This is a genomic window from Candidatus Micrarchaeia archaeon (assembly GCA_041653315.1).
Lineage (GTDB): Archaea > Micrarchaeota > Micrarchaeia > Anstonellales > JAHKLY01 > JAHKLY01.
Genome location: JBAZFO010000024.1, coordinates 1 through 18,497 on the forward strand (window position 1 = coordinate 1; position 18,497 = coordinate 18,497).

At 26.9% G+C, this 18,497-nt stretch carries 23 protein-coding genes; 7 read left to right on the top strand and 16 right to left on the bottom strand.

What is annotated here, in order from left to right:
• The 8 genes from WC356_05250 to WC356_05285 all read right to left on the bottom strand — a co-directional run.
• The coding region (locus tag WC356_05250) for an NAD(P)/FAD-dependent oxidoreductase (GenBank protein MFA5382552.1) at positions 1–933 on the bottom strand (933 nt) is incomplete at its 3' end.
• A gap of 34 nt (positions 934–967) precedes the next feature.
• Positions 968–1,597: a helix-turn-helix domain-containing protein gene (locus WC356_05255; protein MFA5382553.1), complete on the bottom strand. Its 630-nt coding sequence runs from the start codon at positions 1,595–1,597 to the stop codon at positions 968–970.
• A gap of 103 nt (positions 1,598–1,700) precedes the next feature.
• Positions 1,701–2,129, bottom strand: a complete 429-nt coding sequence (locus WC356_05260; GenBank protein MFA5382554.1) for a HEPN domain-containing protein — start codon at positions 2,127–2,129, stop codon at positions 1,701–1,703.
• Positions 2,116–2,709, bottom strand: coding sequence for a nucleotidyltransferase domain-containing protein (locus WC356_05265; GenBank protein ID MFA5382555.1), 594 nt, complete (start codon positions 2,707–2,709; stop codon positions 2,116–2,118). Before WC356_05265 ends, WC356_05260 begins: the two co-directional genes overlap by 14 nt.
• 40 nt (positions 2,710–2,749) lie before the next feature.
• Positions 2,750–3,022, bottom strand: a complete 273-nt coding sequence (locus tag WC356_05270) for a peptidylprolyl isomerase (GenBank protein ID MFA5382556.1) — start codon at positions 3,020–3,022, stop codon at positions 2,750–2,752.
• Between the two features lie 184 nt (positions 3,023–3,206).
• Positions 3,207–3,518 (bottom strand): 50S ribosomal protein P1, encoded by a 312-nt coding sequence (gene rpl12p, locus WC356_05275; protein MFA5382557.1) that lies wholly within the window; start codon positions 3,516–3,518, stop codon positions 3,207–3,209.
• Between the two features lie 20 nt (positions 3,519–3,538).
• Positions 3,539–4,417, bottom strand: coding sequence for a 50S ribosomal protein L10 (rplJ, locus tag WC356_05280; GenBank protein ID MFA5382558.1), 879 nt, complete (start codon positions 4,415–4,417; stop codon positions 3,539–3,541).
• A gap of 5 nt (positions 4,418–4,422) precedes the next feature.
• A complete protein-coding gene (locus WC356_05285; GenBank protein ID MFA5382559.1) occupies positions 4,423–5,052 on the bottom strand; it encodes a 50S ribosomal protein L1 in 630 nt (209 codons plus the stop codon).
• Between the two features lie 146 nt (positions 5,053–5,198).
• Here WC356_05285 and WC356_05290 point away from each other — a divergent pair, with 146 nt between their 5' ends.
• Positions 5,199–6,932 carry an ATP-dependent DNA ligase gene (locus WC356_05290; protein ID MFA5382560.1) on the top strand — a complete coding sequence of 578 codons (1,734 nt, stop codon included), beginning with the start codon at positions 5,199–5,201 and terminating at the stop codon, positions 6,930–6,932.
• Here the strand turns inward: WC356_05290 and WC356_05295 are convergent.
• The 3 genes from WC356_05295 to WC356_05305 form a co-directional block, all read right to left on the bottom strand.
• Positions 6,929–7,363 (bottom strand): HEPN domain-containing protein, encoded by a 435-nt coding sequence (locus tag WC356_05295; GenBank protein ID MFA5382561.1) that lies wholly within the window; start codon positions 7,361–7,363, stop codon positions 6,929–6,931. The genes WC356_05290 and WC356_05295 overlap by 4 nt on opposite strands.
• Positions 7,360–7,959: a nucleotidyltransferase domain-containing protein gene (locus WC356_05300; GenBank protein ID MFA5382562.1), complete on the bottom strand. Its 600-nt coding sequence runs from the start codon at positions 7,957–7,959 to the stop codon at positions 7,360–7,362. The genes WC356_05295 and WC356_05300 overlap by 4 nt, the downstream gene beginning before the upstream one ends.
• Positions 7,960–8,150: 191 nt before the next feature.
• Positions 8,151–10,280 carry a hypothetical protein gene (locus WC356_05305; protein ID MFA5382563.1) on the bottom strand — a complete coding sequence of 710 codons (2,130 nt, stop codon included), beginning with the start codon at positions 10,278–10,280 and terminating at the stop codon, positions 8,151–8,153.
• A gap of 123 nt (positions 10,281–10,403) precedes the next feature.
• Between WC356_05305 and WC356_05310 the strand changes: the two genes are divergently transcribed.
• Positions 10,404–10,577, top strand: a complete 174-nt coding sequence (locus WC356_05310) for a hypothetical protein (protein MFA5382564.1) — start codon at positions 10,404–10,406, stop codon at positions 10,575–10,577.
• Here the strand turns inward: WC356_05310 and WC356_05315 are convergent.
• The gene (locus WC356_05315; GenBank protein MFA5382565.1) at positions 10,567–11,493 is read right to left on the bottom strand and encodes an FAD-dependent oxidoreductase; all 927 of its coding nucleotides are present in this window, start codon (positions 11,491–11,493) and stop codon (positions 10,567–10,569) included. The genes WC356_05310 and WC356_05315 overlap by 11 nt on opposite strands.
• Before the next feature lie 9 nt (positions 11,494–11,502).
• Complete coding sequence (locus tag WC356_05320; GenBank protein MFA5382566.1) at positions 11,503–12,921, bottom strand: site-2 protease family protein; 1,419 nt, start codon at positions 12,919–12,921, stop codon at positions 11,503–11,505.
• A gap of 52 nt (positions 12,922–12,973) precedes the next feature.
• Here WC356_05320 and WC356_05325 point away from each other — a divergent pair, with 52 nt between their 5' ends.
• Positions 12,974–13,450: a multiprotein bridging factor aMBF1 gene (locus WC356_05325; GenBank protein ID MFA5382567.1), complete on the top strand. Its 477-nt coding sequence runs from the start codon at positions 12,974–12,976 to the stop codon at positions 13,448–13,450.
• Here the strand turns inward: WC356_05325 and WC356_05330 are convergent, their stop codons facing one another.
• A complete protein-coding gene (locus WC356_05330; protein ID MFA5382568.1) occupies positions 13,451–14,005 on the bottom strand; it encodes an acylphosphatase in 555 nt (184 codons plus the stop codon). It lies immediately after the preceding gene.
• A 50-nt stretch (positions 14,006–14,055) separates the two neighbouring features.
• Here WC356_05330 and fen point away from each other — a divergent pair, with 50 nt between their 5' ends.
• On the top strand, positions 14,056–15,090 hold the full coding sequence (gene fen / locus WC356_05335; GenBank protein ID MFA5382569.1) for a flap endonuclease-1: 1,035 nt from the start codon (positions 14,056–14,058) through the stop codon (positions 15,088–15,090).
• On the opposite strand, the gene WC356_05340 is transcribed toward fen, so the two are convergent.
• Positions 15,087–16,253, bottom strand: a complete 1,167-nt coding sequence (locus WC356_05340; protein ID MFA5382570.1) for a hypothetical protein — start codon at positions 16,251–16,253, stop codon at positions 15,087–15,089. The genes fen and WC356_05340 overlap by 4 nt on opposite strands.
• A gap of 356 nt (positions 16,254–16,609) precedes the next feature.
• Here WC356_05340 and WC356_05345 point away from each other — a divergent pair, with 356 nt between their 5' ends.
• The 3 genes from WC356_05345 (at position 16,610) to WC356_05355 (ending at position 18,106) form a co-directional block, all read left to right on the top strand.
• Positions 16,610–16,906 (top strand): hypothetical protein, encoded by a 297-nt coding sequence (locus WC356_05345; GenBank protein ID MFA5382571.1) that lies wholly within the window; start codon positions 16,610–16,612, stop codon positions 16,904–16,906.
• 63 nt (positions 16,907–16,969) lie between these two features.
• Positions 16,970–17,185, top strand: a complete 216-nt coding sequence (locus WC356_05350) for a 50S ribosomal protein L14e (protein ID MFA5382572.1) — start codon at positions 16,970–16,972, stop codon at positions 17,183–17,185.
• Between the two features lie 24 nt (positions 17,186–17,209).
• Positions 17,210–18,106, top strand: a complete 897-nt coding sequence (locus tag WC356_05355) for an RNA-guided pseudouridylation complex pseudouridine synthase subunit Cbf5 (GenBank protein ID MFA5382573.1) — start codon at positions 17,210–17,212, stop codon at positions 18,104–18,106.
• A 140-nt stretch (positions 18,107–18,246) separates the two neighbouring features.
• Here the strand turns inward: WC356_05355 and WC356_05360 are convergent.
• The coding region (locus WC356_05360; GenBank protein MFA5382574.1) for a hypothetical protein at positions 18,247–18,497 on the bottom strand (251 nt) is incomplete at its 5' end.

Here is an 18,497-nt window from a genome sequence, read left to right on the forward strand (position 1 = left end):
TGTGTCCTCAACAGGTTCTGTTAAATTAATTCTTACTAAAAATGCAAAATTTGTATTTTTAGATTTTTTAGTTTTCATTGCATGCCCATTAACACAAACAAATTTACCATAATTTTCCAAAGATACAAAACCATGGGGATTTGTACAAAAGGTTCTTACTAAATCATCTCGTTCAGTTCTAATATAAAATTTAGGATCATAATTAATTTTTGTAATATCATCCATTACTTCATCTGGGACTTCAACTCTTACCCCAATATCAACGGATTGAAATTCAATTTTAATTTTCTGTTTTTCAGCAATTTTTTTTAACCAATCAGTTCCTGATCTTCCCGGTGCAAGTATAACATAATCTGAAAATATTTCTTCATCTTTAATTTTTATGCCACATACTCCATTTGTATCAACTAGTATATTCTCAACATCTTTTTCTATTCTAAAAATCACTCCTTTTGATTGTAAAAATTCTGTCATATTTTCAATTACATTTGGTAATTTATCTGAACCGATATGCAGTTGTTTTAAAGGTAAAAATCTTACTCCGTTCTTTTTAGCTTCTCTTGATAATTCTTCAGCTTTTCCATCAGGTTCAAAATAATCTTCTGGTTTAGCACCAAAATGAATAAATATTTTTTTGATTTTTTCTAATAACTTTTCAGTTTCTTCAAGACTTTCAAATTGAAGCAAATCTCCCCCAACTTCATGATGAAAATTTACTTTACCATCTGAAAAAGTCCCCGCACCACCAACCCCATGAAGAATAGCACATGGATTACATTTAGAACAATAACCAGTTGCTTTTTTTGGGCAAATTCTTTCTTTAACTTTTTTACCTTTATCAAAAATAGTTATTTCTAAATTTGGATTCTCACATAAATCATAAGCAGCAAACAATCCTGCAGGTCCTGCCCCAACAATAAGTACTTTTTTCATATTCCCACATAATAATATTTAATAAGAAAGGTATTTATTGGTTGCTCCAAAGCATATTAAACATAATTTTTATTATTTCAGAAGTATTCTTATTTTTTATTAAGGAAATTCTTCCTTCTTCAAAAACAGCAAAATAATCATTAAAAATTATTATTCCTTTATCCATTTTTTTATTTATTTTTTTTATTTTAATTTTAAGTTTTTCTTCTTCAAATTCAAAATCTTTTCCAAAACACAATATTTCATTAATTTTAGTTTTCTTTTTTAAATTTAAAATTTTATTATTAAAATCATTAATTACATTTTCCCCTTCAAATCTTTCTTCTATAAATTCGGAAAAAGGTTTTGAATATATTTTTTCTAATTTAGGCATTAAAAGATCTACAATATCCTGCTTCTGTTTTAACTGATCCTTTTCTTTTTTTAAGAGTTTATTTAGTGCGCTTGGAGGCGCACATTTAAACTCTTTTTTGCTCTCCTTAATTGTGTGGGTAACCAATTCCTTACCAATCAAATTTTCAAGTGTATCATATACATACGGCCTGTATGTATTTGTATTTTTTGATAATTGCGATGCAGATAAAGGACCTCCTTCAAGCAAGGCGATATAAATCTTTATTTCTTGATCTGAAAGACCAAGCGCCTTTAACTTTGACTTATCCATCGTGTGTTTATTACAAAAGCAAGGTTTTTAAAGTTGTCGTAAAAGGCGACGACACAATCATGACGCAATCATGATGACTAAATACAAAATCAATAACTCTTTCTTAAAATTTAATTTTCTCTTTAATTAATTTTACAAATTCTTTTGCTTTTTTGAGTGTATAATTAGCTTCATAAATAGTAACAATTCCTGCTTCATCATAAACTGCAGAATGTCTTTTTTTCCGAATCATACTCAAAATTTCAATTAATTCTTTGTGTTTAACCCCTAACACAACTTCAACAAATTCTAATGTTGTTTTATGAATATCTTCATTATTCGGAGTATAACCATAAGAATACATAAGTGCTCGTGCTGCTTGAAGAATAGAATTATATGAAATAGTAAAACTCCAATCTAATAAATCATTTTTTAAATTAACTTCTGAAGCTTTTAAATCTCTTTCACACAAAGATAATAAATTAGTTATTTGCTCTTTATCTATTGGAATTTTTTTAATTTTCTTTGTTTTAATTAAATTAGAAAGCTCCATCACAATCACCAAATAAAATTATTTTTTGTTTATTCAAAACATTTTTTAAAAAACCATAATTTTTTTTAGTATTAAATTCTTTTATGGGCATGATAGTATAATTAATCTCTTTATTTATAATTTTTTCTATATCCCTAATTTTTCTATTAACTTCCTCGATATTTGGAGACCCCAAAATAAACAAGTCAATATCACTTTTATTGGTAAAATCTCCTTCTGCATATGAACCATAAATAAATGCTGATTGTATTTTTTCAATATTTGATAATGTGTCTTTTATTTTTGCTGTATAACCCCCTGCCTTAAAAAGAATATTCCTCAAATCATCCATAAAATTACATGAAGGATTTATAAAATAAATAGTTTGATTTCCTATTTTCTTTTTTGAAAAAATTCCTGCTTTTTCAAGATTAATAAATTCTCTCCTGATCTGAGCTGGATTTTCATTTAAGAATCTGGCTGTTCCACGTATATTATTTCCTTCTTTATTAATGAATAAAAAATAATTTAAAATTCCAACTCTTACTGTGGAAGTTATTAAAGAAAAAATTGGATCTTTATTTTTTAGGATTTTATTCATGTATACTTTTTATATACAAATGTTTATAAAATGTATACAATTAATTTTTATCAGTAATTTTTATTATATGATAACCAAAATCAGTTTTAATTGGGCCAACAACATCTTCTACTTCTGCACTAAAACATGCATCTTCAAATTCTTTTACCATTTGGCCCCTATCAAAAAAACCCAAATCACCGCCATTTTCTCCGCTTGGGCATAAAGAAACCTGTCTTGCGATAGCTTCAAAAGTTTCTCCACTATCTATGCGCTCTAAAATTTTTTCTGCTTCTTTTTTAGTTTTTACCAATATGTGACTTGCTCTTATCAAATTCTCACCATGTTTTGAAAATAGATTGACAGGTTAAATAAAAAAGAAAAGATTCTCTTAAATTTTCTTTCAAGATTTTCTTAAGTTCTTTTCTTTTTACAAGGTTTGACATCTTTGATGTCAAATTTTGAAATATTTTTTAATATTTCAAAGGTTTTTCTTTTCTCGAAAGAAAAGAAAAAACTTAACCAAATAGACCTGCTAATCCTGCAGCTGCTTCTTCTTCTTTTTTACCTTCATCTTCAGCTGGTTCTTCTTTCTTTGCTGCTGCTGGTGCTGCTGCTACTGCCATAGATGGTACTACTCCCATAGATGGTGCTTTTAATGCATCTTCCCAATTTACATCTTTAACTGCATCAGCCAAAACTTTTGCTTTTGCTGCATCTGCTTCTGCTCCTGCTGCTTTTAGAATCGCCAAGATATTGGCATCTGTTATATCTTTCTCAGCTCCTTTTAATAAAAGTGCTGCGTGTAGATATGGATCTATTTTTGTCATATATACCCCTCCAAATATGATTATTCTGTTTTTTCTTTAGGTTCATCTTTTTTATTAAATTTTACTTCAATTCCTAAACCTAAAGCTTGTGAATATACTTGTGAAATTAAATCATCGATAACAGATTCACTATATAATTTTTCATTTACTGCAAAATTAACTGCATCCATAAATGATTTCTGTAATAAATATTCTGCATTTTGTGCTGTTGGAATATTTGTATTAACGGATAATGCAAATGCATTTTGTAATTCCTGTTTGAAATCCAAAGTTAATTGCTCTGAAGTAATATCTAGAATATCTGGTCTATAAACCAATCCTTCTTCATTAGATAATAATAATTCAATTCCAGCTTCAAATGGAAAAATTCCTACTTTTCTAAGTGCTTTTGCAACTGGATCAATAATCTTTTCACCTTTTTGTGCAACAGTAGAATCCTTTGATATAACAATTTTTCCTGCTTTAACTTGTGCATTAATTTTTCCTGCTTTCAATTCTGATAATGCTGGTCCAGGAGGCATATCAGTTTCCCCTGCAGGAACAATAATATCATATGGTGCTATTTGTCCTGGTTTAGCAGCTAATTTTTCTCTATTTTGTTTAAAATATTTATATAAATCATAAGAAGAAATATTACTTGAATAAACTACAGCAACTGGTTCATTTAAAGCTTTTAATAATTCTGAATTTTTATTCGCGTTTTCTAATGCTCTTTTAATTACTGTTGATTTATTTACAACAAATGTTGCTTTTCCTCTAAGTTTTTTTCTTGCTTTTTGAAAAATATTATCTGGTAAATTTTTTAATCTAATTAATGCAATTGTTTTTGCACCAGTAAGTTCTTTTGTAAGTTTTTCAACTTGTTGTTTTTTCTTAATTAATGAAGGTCTTTCTGTCATTTTTATCACTCTATTTTAATGGCTTTGCCCATTGTTAATTTTAAATAAACAGACTTAATATTAGGTTCTGCTATTTTATGCCTAATACTTTCATATATATGCTCAACATTTTCTAATAATTCATCAATACTCATACTTTCAGAACCAATAGGACATTGAGTAACTGGAAGATATTTTCCTTTTATTGAAAGTCTTGTTCTTCTTTTTGCTTGTTCTATTTCATTTTTTATATTTGCAACTACTGGTTTTGGTAATTTTTTTCTTACACCTAAAACTTGCCCTAAATGTTTACCAACAACTGCCATAAGTTTTGGCTCTGCTAGAAATTCAGAATGATTTGCTAATGTTTTTAATGCATTTTTATTTTTTGCTAATTCTTGAATCTGTTCAGTATTAAGTACTTGCGCTCCTGCTTGTTGTGCTTCCAACGCCATTTGCCCTTCTGCAAAAACAACAATATTTGATTCTTTACCTCTACCTTTTGGTAAAATTATATCTAAATTTATTCTATTTTCAGGTTTTTTAAAATCTATACCTCTATAATTTACAATAAGCTCAAGAGTTTGAGTAAATTTTCTTTTTCCTTTATCTTCTAAACACTTTTCTAGCGCTTGTTTTATTTGATTCTTATTCATTTTAGTTCCCTCCTGCTACCAGCAGTACGCGCGGGTAAAAACAGAACTATAGTTTTTATTGAACAGAAGTCTTTTTAAAGCTTATCCTAATTTTTTTAATATATATAAGAGTTATACTTATATTTCTTTTACTTATTATTTAGATAATGAAATTTAAAATATTAGCAGAATATTTTGATAAAATAGAAAACGCTTCGTCTAGATTAAAAATGACTGATCATCTAGCTGAACTTTTTAAAAAATCCGATATTGATGAAATTGATAAAATTATTTATTTATGTCAAGGTTCTATTGCGCCGCGCTTTAAAGGAATTGATTTAGGAATAGGTGAAAAATTTGTAATACGCGCTATTGCACTTGCAACTGGAAATGAAACAAGATTAATTGAAACTAAATTTAAAAAATCTGGAGATTTAGGAGATGTAGCTTCTGAACTTTTATCTAAAAAAAGACAAGATTTTTTATTTTCAAATGAATTAACTGTATCAAAAGTTTTTGATAATTTTATAAAATTAGCAAATATTGGTGGAGAAGGAAGCCAAGATTCAAAAATAAAATTAATTGCTGAATTATTAAGTTCTGCAAATTCTTTAGAAGCAAGATATATTTGTAGATTTCCAGTAGGAAAATTAAGACTTGGTATTGGAGACCCAACTATTTTAGATGCACTATCTGTTTATGAAAAAGGATCAAAAGAAATGAGAGAAGAAATTGAAAGAGCATTTAATTTAACTTCAGATTTAGGATATATAGCAAAAATATTTATAGAAGACCCAAAAAAACTTAAAAAAATAAAACCAATTCCTTTTTCACCTATACGGCCTTCATTAGCAGAAAGAATGTCATCAGCTGAAGAAATATTTAAAAAATTAGGAAAATGTTTTTGCGATTCAAAATATGACGGCTTAAGAATGGCTGTACATAAAAAAGAAGATAAAGTGGAAATTTATTCAAGAAACCAGGAAAGAATTACAAAAATGTTTCCAGATATTGTTGAGGAAATAAAAAAAATAAAAGCTGAAAGTATTATTTTTGAAGGCGAAGCATTAGCATATGATGAAAAAAATGAAAAATATTATTCATTTCAAGAAACAATAAGAAGAAAAAGAAAATATGACATTAAAAAAATGAAAGAACAATTTCCAATTGAAGTTTTTGCTTTTGATTTATTATATTTAAATGGAAAAGATTATACACAAGAACCATTTAATAAAAGAAGAAAAGAATTAGAAAAAATAATACCTAAAAAAAATAAAATATTAAAAACATCTAATGGAATAATTGCTAATTCATCTAAAGATATAGAAAAATTTTATAATACTTGTTTAAAACATGGGTTAGAAGGAATAATTGCAAAAGATTTAGAAGCAGAATATATTGCAGGTGCACGCAAGTTTTCATGGATAAAATTAAAAAAATCTTATGGAAAAGTTGCAGATACATTTGATGTTGTAATTGTAGGATATTACTTAGGAAAAGGACACAGAGCGCAATTTAATTTTGGCGGTTTATTGACTGCTGTTTATAATGATGAAAAAGATAGATATGAAACTATTGCGCGTATAGGAAGCGGATTTTCAGAAGAAGAAATGGAAACTTTTGAAAAAGAATTATCTAAGATAAAATTAAATGAAAAACCTAAAGAATTAGATTCTGAAATAAAACCTGATTTCTGGGTAAATTTAAAATACGTCATAACTGTAAGCGCAGATGAAATATCTTTGTCTCCTTTACATACTTGCGCTAAAGATTCAAATACTGATAAAAAAGGTTTTGCATTGCGCTTCCCAAGAATGATAGAAATAAGAGAAGATAAAGACCCAAAAGATGCTACCACAACTAAAGAGATAAAAGAAATGTATAGAATGCAGAAAAATTAAACTTTAAGTAATTTTTTAATTATTTTAAGATACTCTTTTGCAGTATCAAGAATATCTTCAGCCTCTACTTCTTGAACTTCTTTGCTTTTTTCCAATCCATAAAGCAAATCATGTCTTGCTAATCGCAAGCTGTTTAATTCTCTAATAAATCTATTTTCTATAATTAAATTATATTTTTCTGAAATGTAAATACACAAAGCAAAATGGCTTCTCTCTTCATAACCATCTTTAAATAATAAAGCTCTTGAAGAATGAAACATTGATGTATATGCACTGATTATTGAATCTTCATAAAATTTAGAATCAAACAATTTTTCTGCGTGCTCTAATTTTTCTTCTGCTGTTTTAATAGAATAAGTTACTTTTTGCAAATTTGGTTTTGTTTTTCTTAACAAACCTTTGTCTAAACATTCTTTTATAGTCAAATTCATAAAACCACGGGTTTTTCACCATATAAAACTATTGAATTTAATATAACTTCATCATAAAAAGCTTTTTCTTTTTTAGCTTTTTGCTTCCATTCAAAAAATGTAAAAGAAATAGGCATTATCTCTCTTTTCAATTCACCCTCAAATTTTAAGAGAATAGGTTTTTTCTTTTTTATATTACGCAAAATGATCAATATATCTATATCACTTTTTTCATCTGCAGTTCCCTTTACCATACTACCATATAACAAAATAGAATCAATTTTTTCTTTTCCATAATAATCTAAAAAATAATCAACAACCCCGGTTTTTATAAATATATTTAAAAAAAGAACTCTTTTCCATTCTTTTACAAGTGGTGAATCAATAATAACTTTATATTGAGAAGTTCTACCAATCAGTTCACAAGACAACATTTTATTCTCTTTCATATAATTAAGATACTCCCTACAAGACATAGGACTTATATCTAATTCTCTTGCTAGACCTCTGATTGAAAACTTTTTGTTTGGATGAAAAAGTACTTTTTCCATTACTTTGAAAAGCCCATACTTTTTTAGCATTTTATCTCCATACAGTTCAATGTGTTCTTTTTTCATGTATTTTATATTATACATATGTATTTTTAAATATATATTAAATACTTTTTGTATTTTATATTATACATATGTATTTTATATTATAATAAAAGTTATAATAAAGTTTTGTATAATTAGGTTTTATTATGACTACTCCTCCTATAAATAGTTTAAAATATAAAAAAGATAAAAAGAAAAGAAAAAATGTTAAATTAATAACATTCTCCTATATCAAGCACTACTTCTACTGGTGCTGTTCCTGGTTCTGTTATTCTAAGTTTTGCCCATTTTGCTGTTAATGTATGTCCTATCCCTATTTCTAAAACTTCAATTGTTTTCCCATCAAATACTACTGATTCTCCTGTAGCTAATGTTAATCTTTTATCATCAGTTGCACTTGTTAAATGTAGAACAGCTCTTTCATTATCTCCAGTTGCCATATCTATATCATCAACTTTTAATATATATGGTACTGAAGCGCCATAGGACATATCAATTTCTTCTCCAATACTTTTTATATACCACATATAAGGAGTTACTTGTATTTTTGCCCATTTTGCACTTAAAGTAGTACCTATAGCAACTTTATTTAAAGTAAAACTTAAATCTCCCGAAGGACCCGACCAAGTATAATCTTCTCCTTCTGTTGCTACATCTTGATATAATACTTCTCTTGTTGTATTATCTAATATAGAAAATATCATTCCTCCATTAAAATCATATGTTTCAGTATCTTTTGGTAGTCCTAAATCAACTAAACGTAAAGATATTCCTGGTTCAAGTGAGGTTTCTTCACCAATAGATAAAACTACTTCTTCTCCACCAATATTAAATTTAGCCCATTTTGCAGTTAAAGTAACTCCTGGCGCTAATTCAGTTAAAGTAAAATTGAAATCAAAAAGAGAATGAGTATATGATTCACCAATATCCATTTTATCTTGTATAAAGATACTCCCTGTTGTATCATCAATTATTTCAAATATTGCAGAATACTTTTCAGGATGTGTAACTGTTATATCTTCTAAACAAATTTCTTCAGTATCACAAGGTTCTGCTGGGCCTATAGAGATAGATATATCTAAAACTTCTATTTCTGTTTCTGCAAATGTTTGACTATCTCCTTCTCTTCCAGTCCATGTTGTTGAAGAGTTATCCTCATTAGTAATTTTTATTTGAACAGATTTATCAAGTACTGGACAAGCACCACAAGGAGATGCATATCCTAATGTTTCATAAATATTCCTAATTTCAACTATTTCACTACCAACTCTTTGTCTGTTCCCTTCTCTTCCAGTCCAGTCTAATGTAGTATTTAAATTACTAATTCTCACTGTTACTCTTTCATCTAAAACTGGACAAACACCATATAAATTTTCTTCAACTTTCATACATGCCCATCTTTGAAATAATTCTACTCCATAAACAGTTTTACAAACACTTATATTAAGTTCATTACTTGGACCTAATAATTCATATTCTCCTGGACAAATTATAGTATGATCAATTACCGAAGTAAATGCGCGGTTATATACAGTAATGGATACTGGATGATCTGTTGGATCATCACAACTTCCACTAACTAAAATATCATTTAAAACTACCCTATAATTCTCTGTTTCAAAAGATTCATCTAATTCTATTAGTTCATAACCTTCTCCACAATCTTCACATGATGTTGTTTCAGATCCTAAACATAATGCGCTTGAATTTGTTACATTTGAAACTAAAACCCAGTATGCTTTTCCTGGTTCTATTACTGAAGAAGCTTGATATGTTCTTGAAACTGGATCATACCAATAAGCTTGAGGATCTGATAAAATTCCAGATGAAAGTGTTATATCATCTAAAGAAACTGGTTCATATATTGAACCTATTAAATTCCATCCATTAACTACATTATAACATTTTTCTGTTATTGGAGTTCCACAATATCCAAAAGTAAAATTTGCTATTGAAGATGAACGAGAGGATACATCAATAGATGTAGCAAAATTATATAAAACAAAATATCCTTCAGATGGATAAGAAGTTAAAGTATTATAATAATCACCACTTAAAGGTGCATAAGCATAAACACCAGAATGTCCTGGAAACATTCCTGCAGAAGCATAAATACTATCATCAATAGGAACAGAAACCATATTCCATCTATTATAATAAGTATTCTCAAAATAAGTTTCATTACAATCTTCTTCACTCATTGAAGAACGTATTTCAAAATATCTCATTGATTCCTCACTAACAGATTCTGGTTTAACTGCTGGCAATCCAACTGCAAAAACAGAACTCATTAAAATTCCAAATATAAAAAGAGTTGCAATTAAAAAAATTTTTTTATCCATACTCATATCACCTTCATAATTAAGTTTAATAATATTTATTTGAAAACAAAAGATATATATATATATATGTCTATTAAAAATAATAATTAAATAAAAAACATTTAATTTTGTAGAGGTTATAATATGTCAATAAGTAGAAAAAGTTTTTCAACACCATCAAGCACTGCAGGATTATTAGGTGTCGGTTCTGGATCATCAGGTGGTTTTAAAATTTCACCAAAAATTATTTTATTAATCGCAGTGGTTTTTATAATTGCAGTTTATTTATTTGGATTAATGGCTAAATCTACTTTTTAATTTTTTTATTTTTTAAATATTCAAATACTTTAGAACCAGCTAATGCTCCTTCTGCTGCAGCATAAATTGCCTGCGCCCAAGAACCAGTTATATCTCCAGCTGCAAAAACACCGGGAATATTTGTCATTCTATTTTCATCAACTTTGATAAATTTATTTTTATCTAATTCAATTCCTAACCCTTCTGCCAATTGTGATAAAGGAACAGTTCCAATATTTATAAAAATTCCATCAATTTCTATTTCTCTTATTTCATTTGTTTTAATATTTTTTATTTTTATTTTTTCAACTTTATTTTTTCCTAAAATTTCAAGAACTGTTGTATTATTCTGCAATTCTATATTAACCCTATTTTTAACATCATCTATTACGGCTTTTGTTGCAATAAATTCATCTGCAAAATCAAACAAATAAACCTTTTTGCATAAATCAGTTAAAACTTGCGCAGATCTAAAAGCAGAATCTCCACCACCTATAATTGCTACTGTTTTATCTTTAAATAATGGTGCATCACATGTTGCACAATATGCAACTCCTTTTCCCAATAATTCTTCTTCGCCTGGAATATTTAAATGTCTATAAACACTGCCTGTTGTTATAATAACAGATTTTGCTTTGATAGAAAAATCATTATTCCTTAATAAAAATCCTTCTTCAATTTTATCTATATCAGTTATTTCCTGCATTTCTACTTTAATATTTAATTTATCTAACTGCTCTTGTAGTTTCATTCCAAATTGTAAACCAGGAGCAGGATCAAAACCAGGATAATTTTCCAATAAAGGAGCATTATTTATTAATCCACCAATTAAACCTTTTTCTAAAATTATTGTTTTTAAATTTGATCTTGCGGTGTAAATTCCTGCCGAAGCACCTGCAGGCCCGCCACCTATTATTGCAACATCATATTCTTCCATGTAAATCACCTATTTAAAAATCCAAGGAATAAAATTAGATATAAATCCAATTATTGTAATATACATTAATCCTTTAACTAAATTTTTATTTTTTATATTTATTCTTATTATATGATAACCATCAAGAATAGGTAAAGGAATTAAATTCATTATCCCTACAAAGAAATTCAAAATTAAAATTAAAGCCAAAGTAGTATATACAAAAGTTAACCATTCAAATCCTTGTTTGAATTTCATAATTGGAGAAAAACCTTTCTCTGTTGCATATGAGTATAAAATTTTTTCATCAATATTTTTAATGAATTCTCCTTTATCAGTTAACACAATAACTGATTGATTATATGTTAAATTCAAAGTTGATAAATTAGTTTTTCCATCTACTGAATATATTTCAGTTCCTATGGGTAATCCTTCGCCACCTATTACAAAATATCCAGATTCTCTTAATGGAGAAGAGCCAATAATAAACAAAGATAAAAGAATAAATGCAATAATCATTGTAAAAATATTTGCAGTTGAACCTGCAACCATAACTCTTGTTTGTTCGATATCTTTTCTTTCATTTAAATCCTTTTCATCTGGATCAATAAATGCACCCATAGGAATAAAACCAAAAAATGCTAATCCACCAGAATCTAATTTAACAGAGGGGTTACATAATCTTGATAAAAATCCGTGTGATGCTTCATGAACTAATAATAAAATAACTAATGCAATAATACCTTCAAAAAATGGTAAATTTATTCCAGGCAATAATAAAGTCCCGCTTGGTTCAATAGGTACTGCATTGTTAATACCTAAGAAAACTGAAACTAAATTTAATATCACTATCCCGGAGTATAAAATTAAAGATGCAATTAAAAAAAATGAAAATCCGCCTAAAATTAAAATAGTCATTAAAATTATTTGGGTAAATTCAAAACTTTTTATTCCTGCTAAACTCTGTGATGCTGCACCTATATCTATATTTGAAATTATAGATACAGTTAATGGAGCAATTAAAGGCATAACAAAAATTAATGTAAAAAATATTAGTAATAATCCCAAAATAAAAGCAGATAAATTATGTATTAAACTTTCTTTTGAATTTTTAATTAAAAAATAAAATCCTAAAACTCCAAATCCCCATACAAGACCTATATCAGCAAACATTTTCCAAAAATTAGGAAATTTTTTAGCAATTGTATCAATCAATTCTAATCCTTTTTTTGTTCTTATTAATAAAATACCATATCCGCCATCCATTTTATGAAGTTTTTGAATTATAATTCCTGTTATTGCCAATAATAATACAATCACTCCAAACTTTAATAATACTGGAGAATCAGAATCAAAATTTAATAAAAATATAAATAAAGATAAAGAAATCAAAATTATTAAGATAGTTAAAATATTTTTATTATTTTTAACCTTTAAAAAAAAATCCATATAATTTTTTAATATAACAAATATTAAAAAGGTGTCTAATAATATCTATAATATGAATGAATGTGAAGTTTGTGGAAAAGCAGAAGCTGTATATCTTGTATTAATAGAAGGTGCTAAATTACAAGTATGTGGAAAATGCTCAAAAATGGGAGAGATAATCAGCAGTTTATATGAAGAACATAGAAAAGAAGAATTACGCGAGCGAGCAACAGAAAGACAATCAAAAGAATTATTTGGTACTGATAAAGAACTTATTGAAGACTTTGGTAAAAAAATATTAAACAAAATAAGAGAGATAGGAATCTCATATCATGTTTTAGCTGAAAGATTAAATGAAAAAGAATCTTATATTGAAAGAATCATTCAAGGTAAAACAAGACCTGATGAAAAATTAGCATATAAAATTGAAAAAGAATTAAATATTAAATTATTTGAAGAATCAAGCGCACCAGCAAGTTCTGTAACACTAGGAAAACACAGGGAAATAACACTAGGAGATGTAATAGAAATAGAAAAAAAGAAAAAATAATTAATTAATTCTTTCTTTTAAAATTTCTAAATTCTTTTTAATATTTTGATCTTCTGGAGCAAAATGTTCTGCAAAAACCATTATAGTATATGTAAGCATTTCCAAATCTTTATGAATATTATGATATTTTGATTCCATTGTATCAAATTTCGCATTAACAGAATCTTTAAGCATTACAAAACCAACTGATGCAAGTTCAAGTCTCTCTAAATTTGCCTGCTCAAATTTAGTATTTGCTTCTTCCCCATAATCAACTTCAAAAGGAGAAAATATTTTTGGTGCATTGTGTGAATTATATTCTTTATCATTTTCAAAGTATGTATTAATATTCTGAACATTTAAAGAAAAAGGATCATTATTTTTATTTTTAATTTCAATTGCCCTTTTGAATTTATCAAGTAAATTTTCTTCTATTTCACAATAGACTTCTACCGAACCATCATCAATATTTTTAACTCTGCCTTTAATATGTAAATTTCTAGCTATTTGCTTTATAATGGCCCTATATCCAACACCTTGGACTTGACCAGAAATTAAAAGTCTAACTTTAACCATATTAATATATCCCCAACAGCTTTTTTAAAACTATCTAATAAAATACTTTTATGGGAATTCAATTAAAAGATTTAATGTTAAAAAAAGAAATTGATTTAAATTATCTTGAAGGAAAAACAGTTGCTGTTGATGCATATAATATTATATATCAATTTTTATCCTCAATAAGACAATATGACGGCACACCTTTAATGGATTCAAATGATAATATCACTTCTCATTTATCTGGATTATTTTATAGGAATATAAATTTTTTAGAAGGAGGTATAAAACCCATTTATGTTTTTGATGGTAAGCCCCCAAATTTTAAAACTACTACTCTTGATGAAAGAAAAGAAAGAAAAATTTCTGCAAAAGAAAAAATGGACACTGCTTTAAAAAAAGGTTTTTTTGAAGATGCAAAAAAATATTCACAACAAACTTCTAGATTAACAAAAGAAATGGTTGAAGAAGGAAAAGAACTTTTAGAAGCAATGGGGATCCCAGTTGTTCAAGCACCTTCAGAAGGAGAAGCACAGGCATCATGTATGGCAAAAGAAGGAATTGCTTATGGGGTGGTATCACAAGATGCAGATTGTTTATTATTTGGTGCACCGCGCTTAATCAGAAATTTATCTGTAACTGGTAAAAGAAAAATTCCTGGAAAAAATATTTATGCTTCTATTTCTCCAGAAATAATTGAATTAAAAGAAATGCTTGATTCATTGCAAATAAATAGAGAACAATTAATTTTAATCGGTATATTAATAGGAACAGATTTTAACAATGGGATAAAAGGTGTTGGTTCAAAAACAGCTTTAAAAATTGTAAAAGAAAATGATGATTTAGATAAAATAATTGCATTAGTTGAAAAAAAATATGATTATGTTTTTGAAGAAAATCCATATAAAATTCAAGAATTTTTCTTAAATCCTCCTTTAACAAAAGAGTATGAAATTAAATTTAAATCACCAGATAAAGAAAAAATATTTAAAATATTAAATGAAAAACATGATTTTGAAGAAACACGTATTGAAAATGCATTAGCGCGTTTATCTAAGAACATAGAAACAAAAGTAAAACAAAAAGGTCTTTTTGAATTTTAATTCTTTTGTATTGAGTTCTCTTTTTCAGAACTTGTTGAACCTACTCCATCCATTTCTTTAGCAAGATTTAATGCAGAAGTTACTGTCGCATTCAATTCTCCACAATTTCTTTTTTTTCTAAACTGCCACCAATGCAAATAAGGAGGGAGCAATATGTCTTTTGTCATATCAATTTGTTCTAAAAATGTGTACAAATCTTTTTTTTCTATTGCTTTAAACAAAATTGGTTCTTTATTTTTATATACTACATTCTTTAATTCTCTCCAGTATCCAACTATTGCCATCATTTCCATAACTGAAAGTTTAAATATCGCTGCTTTTGATTCACCTGTTTTTATTTCTACTTTATCTGCTTTTGCAACTTCTTTTATAACTTTATTATCTGAATTATTTCTTAAAGATAAAGCGAAATATCTTAACATATGTTTTGAAAGGGTAAAAAATCCAATACCTAAAATTGCAGATGCAACATAAATAACATGGCCTAAACCAGGTAAAAATTCTGCTAACTTTTGAATTGCTTCTTGTTGTGCGGTTAAAAGAACAGCCCCCCCAACAACAACTGAACTTGCTAAACGAGTAAATATTTCTGTTTTCCAATTAAGACTTTCAACATATGGCTCAGTTATTTTATATATTGTATCTTTTTTATTTTCTACAATATCTATTTTATATTTTCCTGCTTTTTTTATACTTTTAAAATTTCCTGCTAAATTCATCCCTTTTGTTAATAAAAAATCCATAAAAGATTCTGCTTTAAAAAAATATTGATAATAAAAACAATTTGGATCAATTTGTTTTTTTCTTAAAACAGATAACCCCTCTCTATAATAATTATAAACATTTTTCCAGTGATCATATTCTCTATTTGCTCTTTCTTTTTTAATTTCATCTTTTGAATCCAAATTATAAATAGATAATAAACCAGAAACAATTGTTGAAAGATTGTTTAATGGAAGTGAACCATCTGGAATTGGATATCCTCTTTTATTTAACTCATCTAATAAATCTTGTTTTTCAATATCTGTTAATCTTTTTCCTATTATTTCAATTAAAGAAAATTCATCACCCTGCCAAAAACAAGTATATGGATCTTTTTTTGTATTTGGAAAAAGTACCAAAGTCATTTCATGTGATTTTATTTTTTTTATATTATGATCCACAACAACACCAATATTTATTAGTTTTCCAATGTTTAAAAAGGTTGTGTTTACTTGTGTTTTCTCATTTACTTAAAAAAATACTAAAAAACACCCCAAACTTCCTATATTCATAAATAAAAAATAAATTGAAAAAACCAAATAAATTAAAAAATAAACCAAATAAATTGAAAAAATAAATTAAATAAATTAAAAAAAAGATTAACGGGTTAAAAAATAAACAATAAGTATAATTATTATAATTAATATAATCCCTACAATTATTTTATCAAACATATAATATAAATTCCACAGTAATATTTATAAAACTAATATATATCGTAGATAGTTTTTTAAACTCAAAAATATATAAAATAAATATGAGATTACTATCAGCTTCAAAAGAAACAAGGATTTTAGTTTTAGAAAGTTGGGCATTATATGGTAATGTAAAAGATGCAAAAGATGCATTAATAGAATTAAGCAAAACACGACCAGACAAAAAAATAACTCAAGAAGAAATTAATAGAAAAATAAAGAATATATCTTTAAATGCAAAAGAAATTGAAATAAGAGAATTAGCTAAAACAATATTATTTGAAATCGTAAAAGCAGAATTAGATAAAAAAGGTTTAAATTTAATAAAAGCAAAGGATTTAGTTGAAGCAAACCCTTAAAAAGATTATTTAATGTATAAATAGTGTTCTTATTATTTATAATATTACATGGAGGAATGTTTTATGGCAGCAATTGAAACAGGCAGAGTATGCGTTAAAAAAAGAGGACGAGATGCAGGAAATAAATGTGTAATCACTAAAGTTATTGATTCAAATTACGTTGAAGTAGAAACAAAAGAAAGAAAAAAAGCAAGAAAATGTGCAATTATACATTTAGAACCTTTACCTCAAAAAATTGATATATCAAATATTGAAGAAATAAAAAAAGCAATTGCTTAAATTCTTTTTCTTTATATTTTTATTATGTTAACCATTTCTGAATTAATAAATAAGGGAATAATAATAATTGATAAATCTAAAAAAACTAATTCTCATGAAGTTTCTGAAAAAGTTAAAAATATACTTGCAGGAGTAGGCGCTGAAAAAGCAGGGCATTCAGGAACATTGGACCCTTATGTTACTGGAGTATTAGTAATAGCTTTAAATGATGCGACGCCTTTGTTAAATTATTTAATTAAAAAAGATAAAATCTATGAAGGGTATTTGCGCTTTTCAGAAAATATAACAAAGAAAAAAGCGCAGGAAATTTTTAACAATTTTATAGGGAAAATTGAACAAATGCCTCCTAGAAAATGCGCTGTTAAAAGACAAATGAGAAAAAAACATATTTACTCATTCAAAGCATATAAAAAAATAAAAACAGAAACAAATAAAGCAGATGTTTATTTTAAAATAAAATGTGAGGCAGGAACTTATATCCGTTCTATAGCTCGCGATATTTCAGATAAATATTCAACATGCAGATTAATGACTTTAAGAAGAACAGCTGTTGGAGATATAAAAGAAAAAGATGCATTTACCTTAGATGAATTAAAAAAAGCATATTTTGAAGAATACAAGAAAAAAGGAAATGAAAAACCTTTGCGCAAAATAATTAAGCCAGTTGAATATTATGTAAAAAAAGAGATGCCAATAATAACAGTTGATAAAAATGCAGTTGTTCCTTTAATGACTGGGCATGTTTTATACATTCCAGGAATAATAAAAATTAAAGGAGAATTCAAAAAAGGAGAATCAGTAGCGCTTTTCACTGAGAAAAATAAATTAATTGAAATTGCAGAAGCACTTGAAGATTCTGAAACAATAAAGCAATTAAACAAAGGAATAGCAACAAAACCTGTAAGAGTAATTATGAAATGAAATTAAACAGATTCCCAAATCTTATCTTTATCATTATCCCAAAGCTCTTTCATTTTTTCCCTTTGAATATTAAATAAAAATTTTTGTAAATCTATTTCCTCTTGTCTATTAGTATTCATATTATTCACTCTAAGGAGTACCTATTTTTCTTTATATTTTTTTCTTTCTTGTTTTTCTTTCTCTTGTTTTTCTTTCTCTTGTTTTTCTTTCTCTTGTTTTTCTTTCTCTTGTTTTTCTTTCTTGTTTTTCTTTCTCTTGTTTTTTCTTTTTATTTTTTTCTTGTTTTTTTTATTTTTTCTTGTTTTTCTTTCTCTTGTTTTTCTTTCTTGTTTTTCTTTTTCTTGTTTTTCTTTCTCTTGTTTTTTCTTTTTATTTTTTTCTTGTTTTTTTT

Coding starts and splice junctions, on each gene's coding strand:
- WC356_05255 (MFA5382553.1), bottom strand. CDS start 1,597: ATGGATAAGTCAAAGTTAAAGGCGCTTGGTCTTTCAGATCAAGAAATA.
- WC356_05260 (MFA5382554.1), bottom strand. CDS start 2,129: ATGGAGCTTTCTAATTTAATTAAAACAAAGAAAATTAAAAAAATTCCA.
- WC356_05265 (MFA5382555.1), bottom strand. CDS start 2,709: ATGAATAAAATCCTAAAAAATAAAGATCCAATTTTTTCTTTAATAACT.
- rpl12p (MFA5382557.1), bottom strand. CDS start 3,518: ATGACAAAAATAGATCCATATCTACACGCAGCACTTTTATTAAAAGGA.
- rplJ (MFA5382558.1), bottom strand. CDS start 4,417: ATGACAGAAAGACCTTCATTAATTAAGAAAAAACAACAAGTTGAAAAA.
- WC356_05285 (MFA5382559.1), bottom strand. CDS start 5,052: ATGAATAAGAATCAAATAAAACAAGCGCTAGAAAAGTGTTTAGAAGAT.
- WC356_05290 (MFA5382560.1), top strand. CDS start 5,199: ATGAAATTTAAAATATTAGCAGAATATTTTGATAAAATAGAAAACGCT.
- WC356_05295 (MFA5382561.1), bottom strand. CDS start 7,363: ATGAATTTGACTATAAAAGAATGTTTAGACAAAGGTTTGTTAAGAAAA.
- WC356_05300 (MFA5382562.1), bottom strand. CDS start 7,959: ATGAAAAAAGAACACATTGAACTGTATGGAGATAAAATGCTAAAAAAG.
- WC356_05305 (MFA5382563.1), bottom strand. CDS start 10,280: ATGGATAAAAAAATTTTTTTAATTGCAACTCTTTTTATATTTGGAATT.
- WC356_05310 (MFA5382564.1), top strand. CDS start 10,404: ATGTCAATAAGTAGAAAAAGTTTTTCAACACCATCAAGCACTGCAGGA.
- WC356_05315 (MFA5382565.1), bottom strand. CDS start 11,493: ATGGAAGAATATGATGTTGCAATAATAGGTGGCGGGCCTGCAGGTGCT.
- WC356_05320 (MFA5382566.1), bottom strand. CDS start 12,921: ATGGATTTTTTTTTAAAGGTTAAAAATAATAAAAATATTTTAACTATC.
- WC356_05325 (MFA5382567.1), top strand. CDS start 12,974: ATGAATGAATGTGAAGTTTGTGGAAAAGCAGAAGCTGTATATCTTGTA.
- WC356_05330 (MFA5382568.1), bottom strand. CDS start 14,005: ATGGTTAAAGTTAGACTTTTAATTTCTGGTCAAGTCCAAGGTGTTGGA.
- fen (MFA5382569.1), top strand. CDS start 14,056: ATGGGAATTCAATTAAAAGATTTAATGTTAAAAAAAGAAATTGATTTA.
- WC356_05345 (MFA5382571.1), top strand. CDS start 16,610: ATGAGATTACTATCAGCTTCAAAAGAAACAAGGATTTTAGTTTTAGAA.
- WC356_05350 (MFA5382572.1), top strand. CDS start 16,970: ATGGCAGCAATTGAAACAGGCAGAGTATGCGTTAAAAAAAGAGGACGA.
- WC356_05355 (MFA5382573.1), top strand. CDS start 17,210: ATGTTAACCATTTCTGAATTAATAAATAAGGGAATAATAATAATTGAT.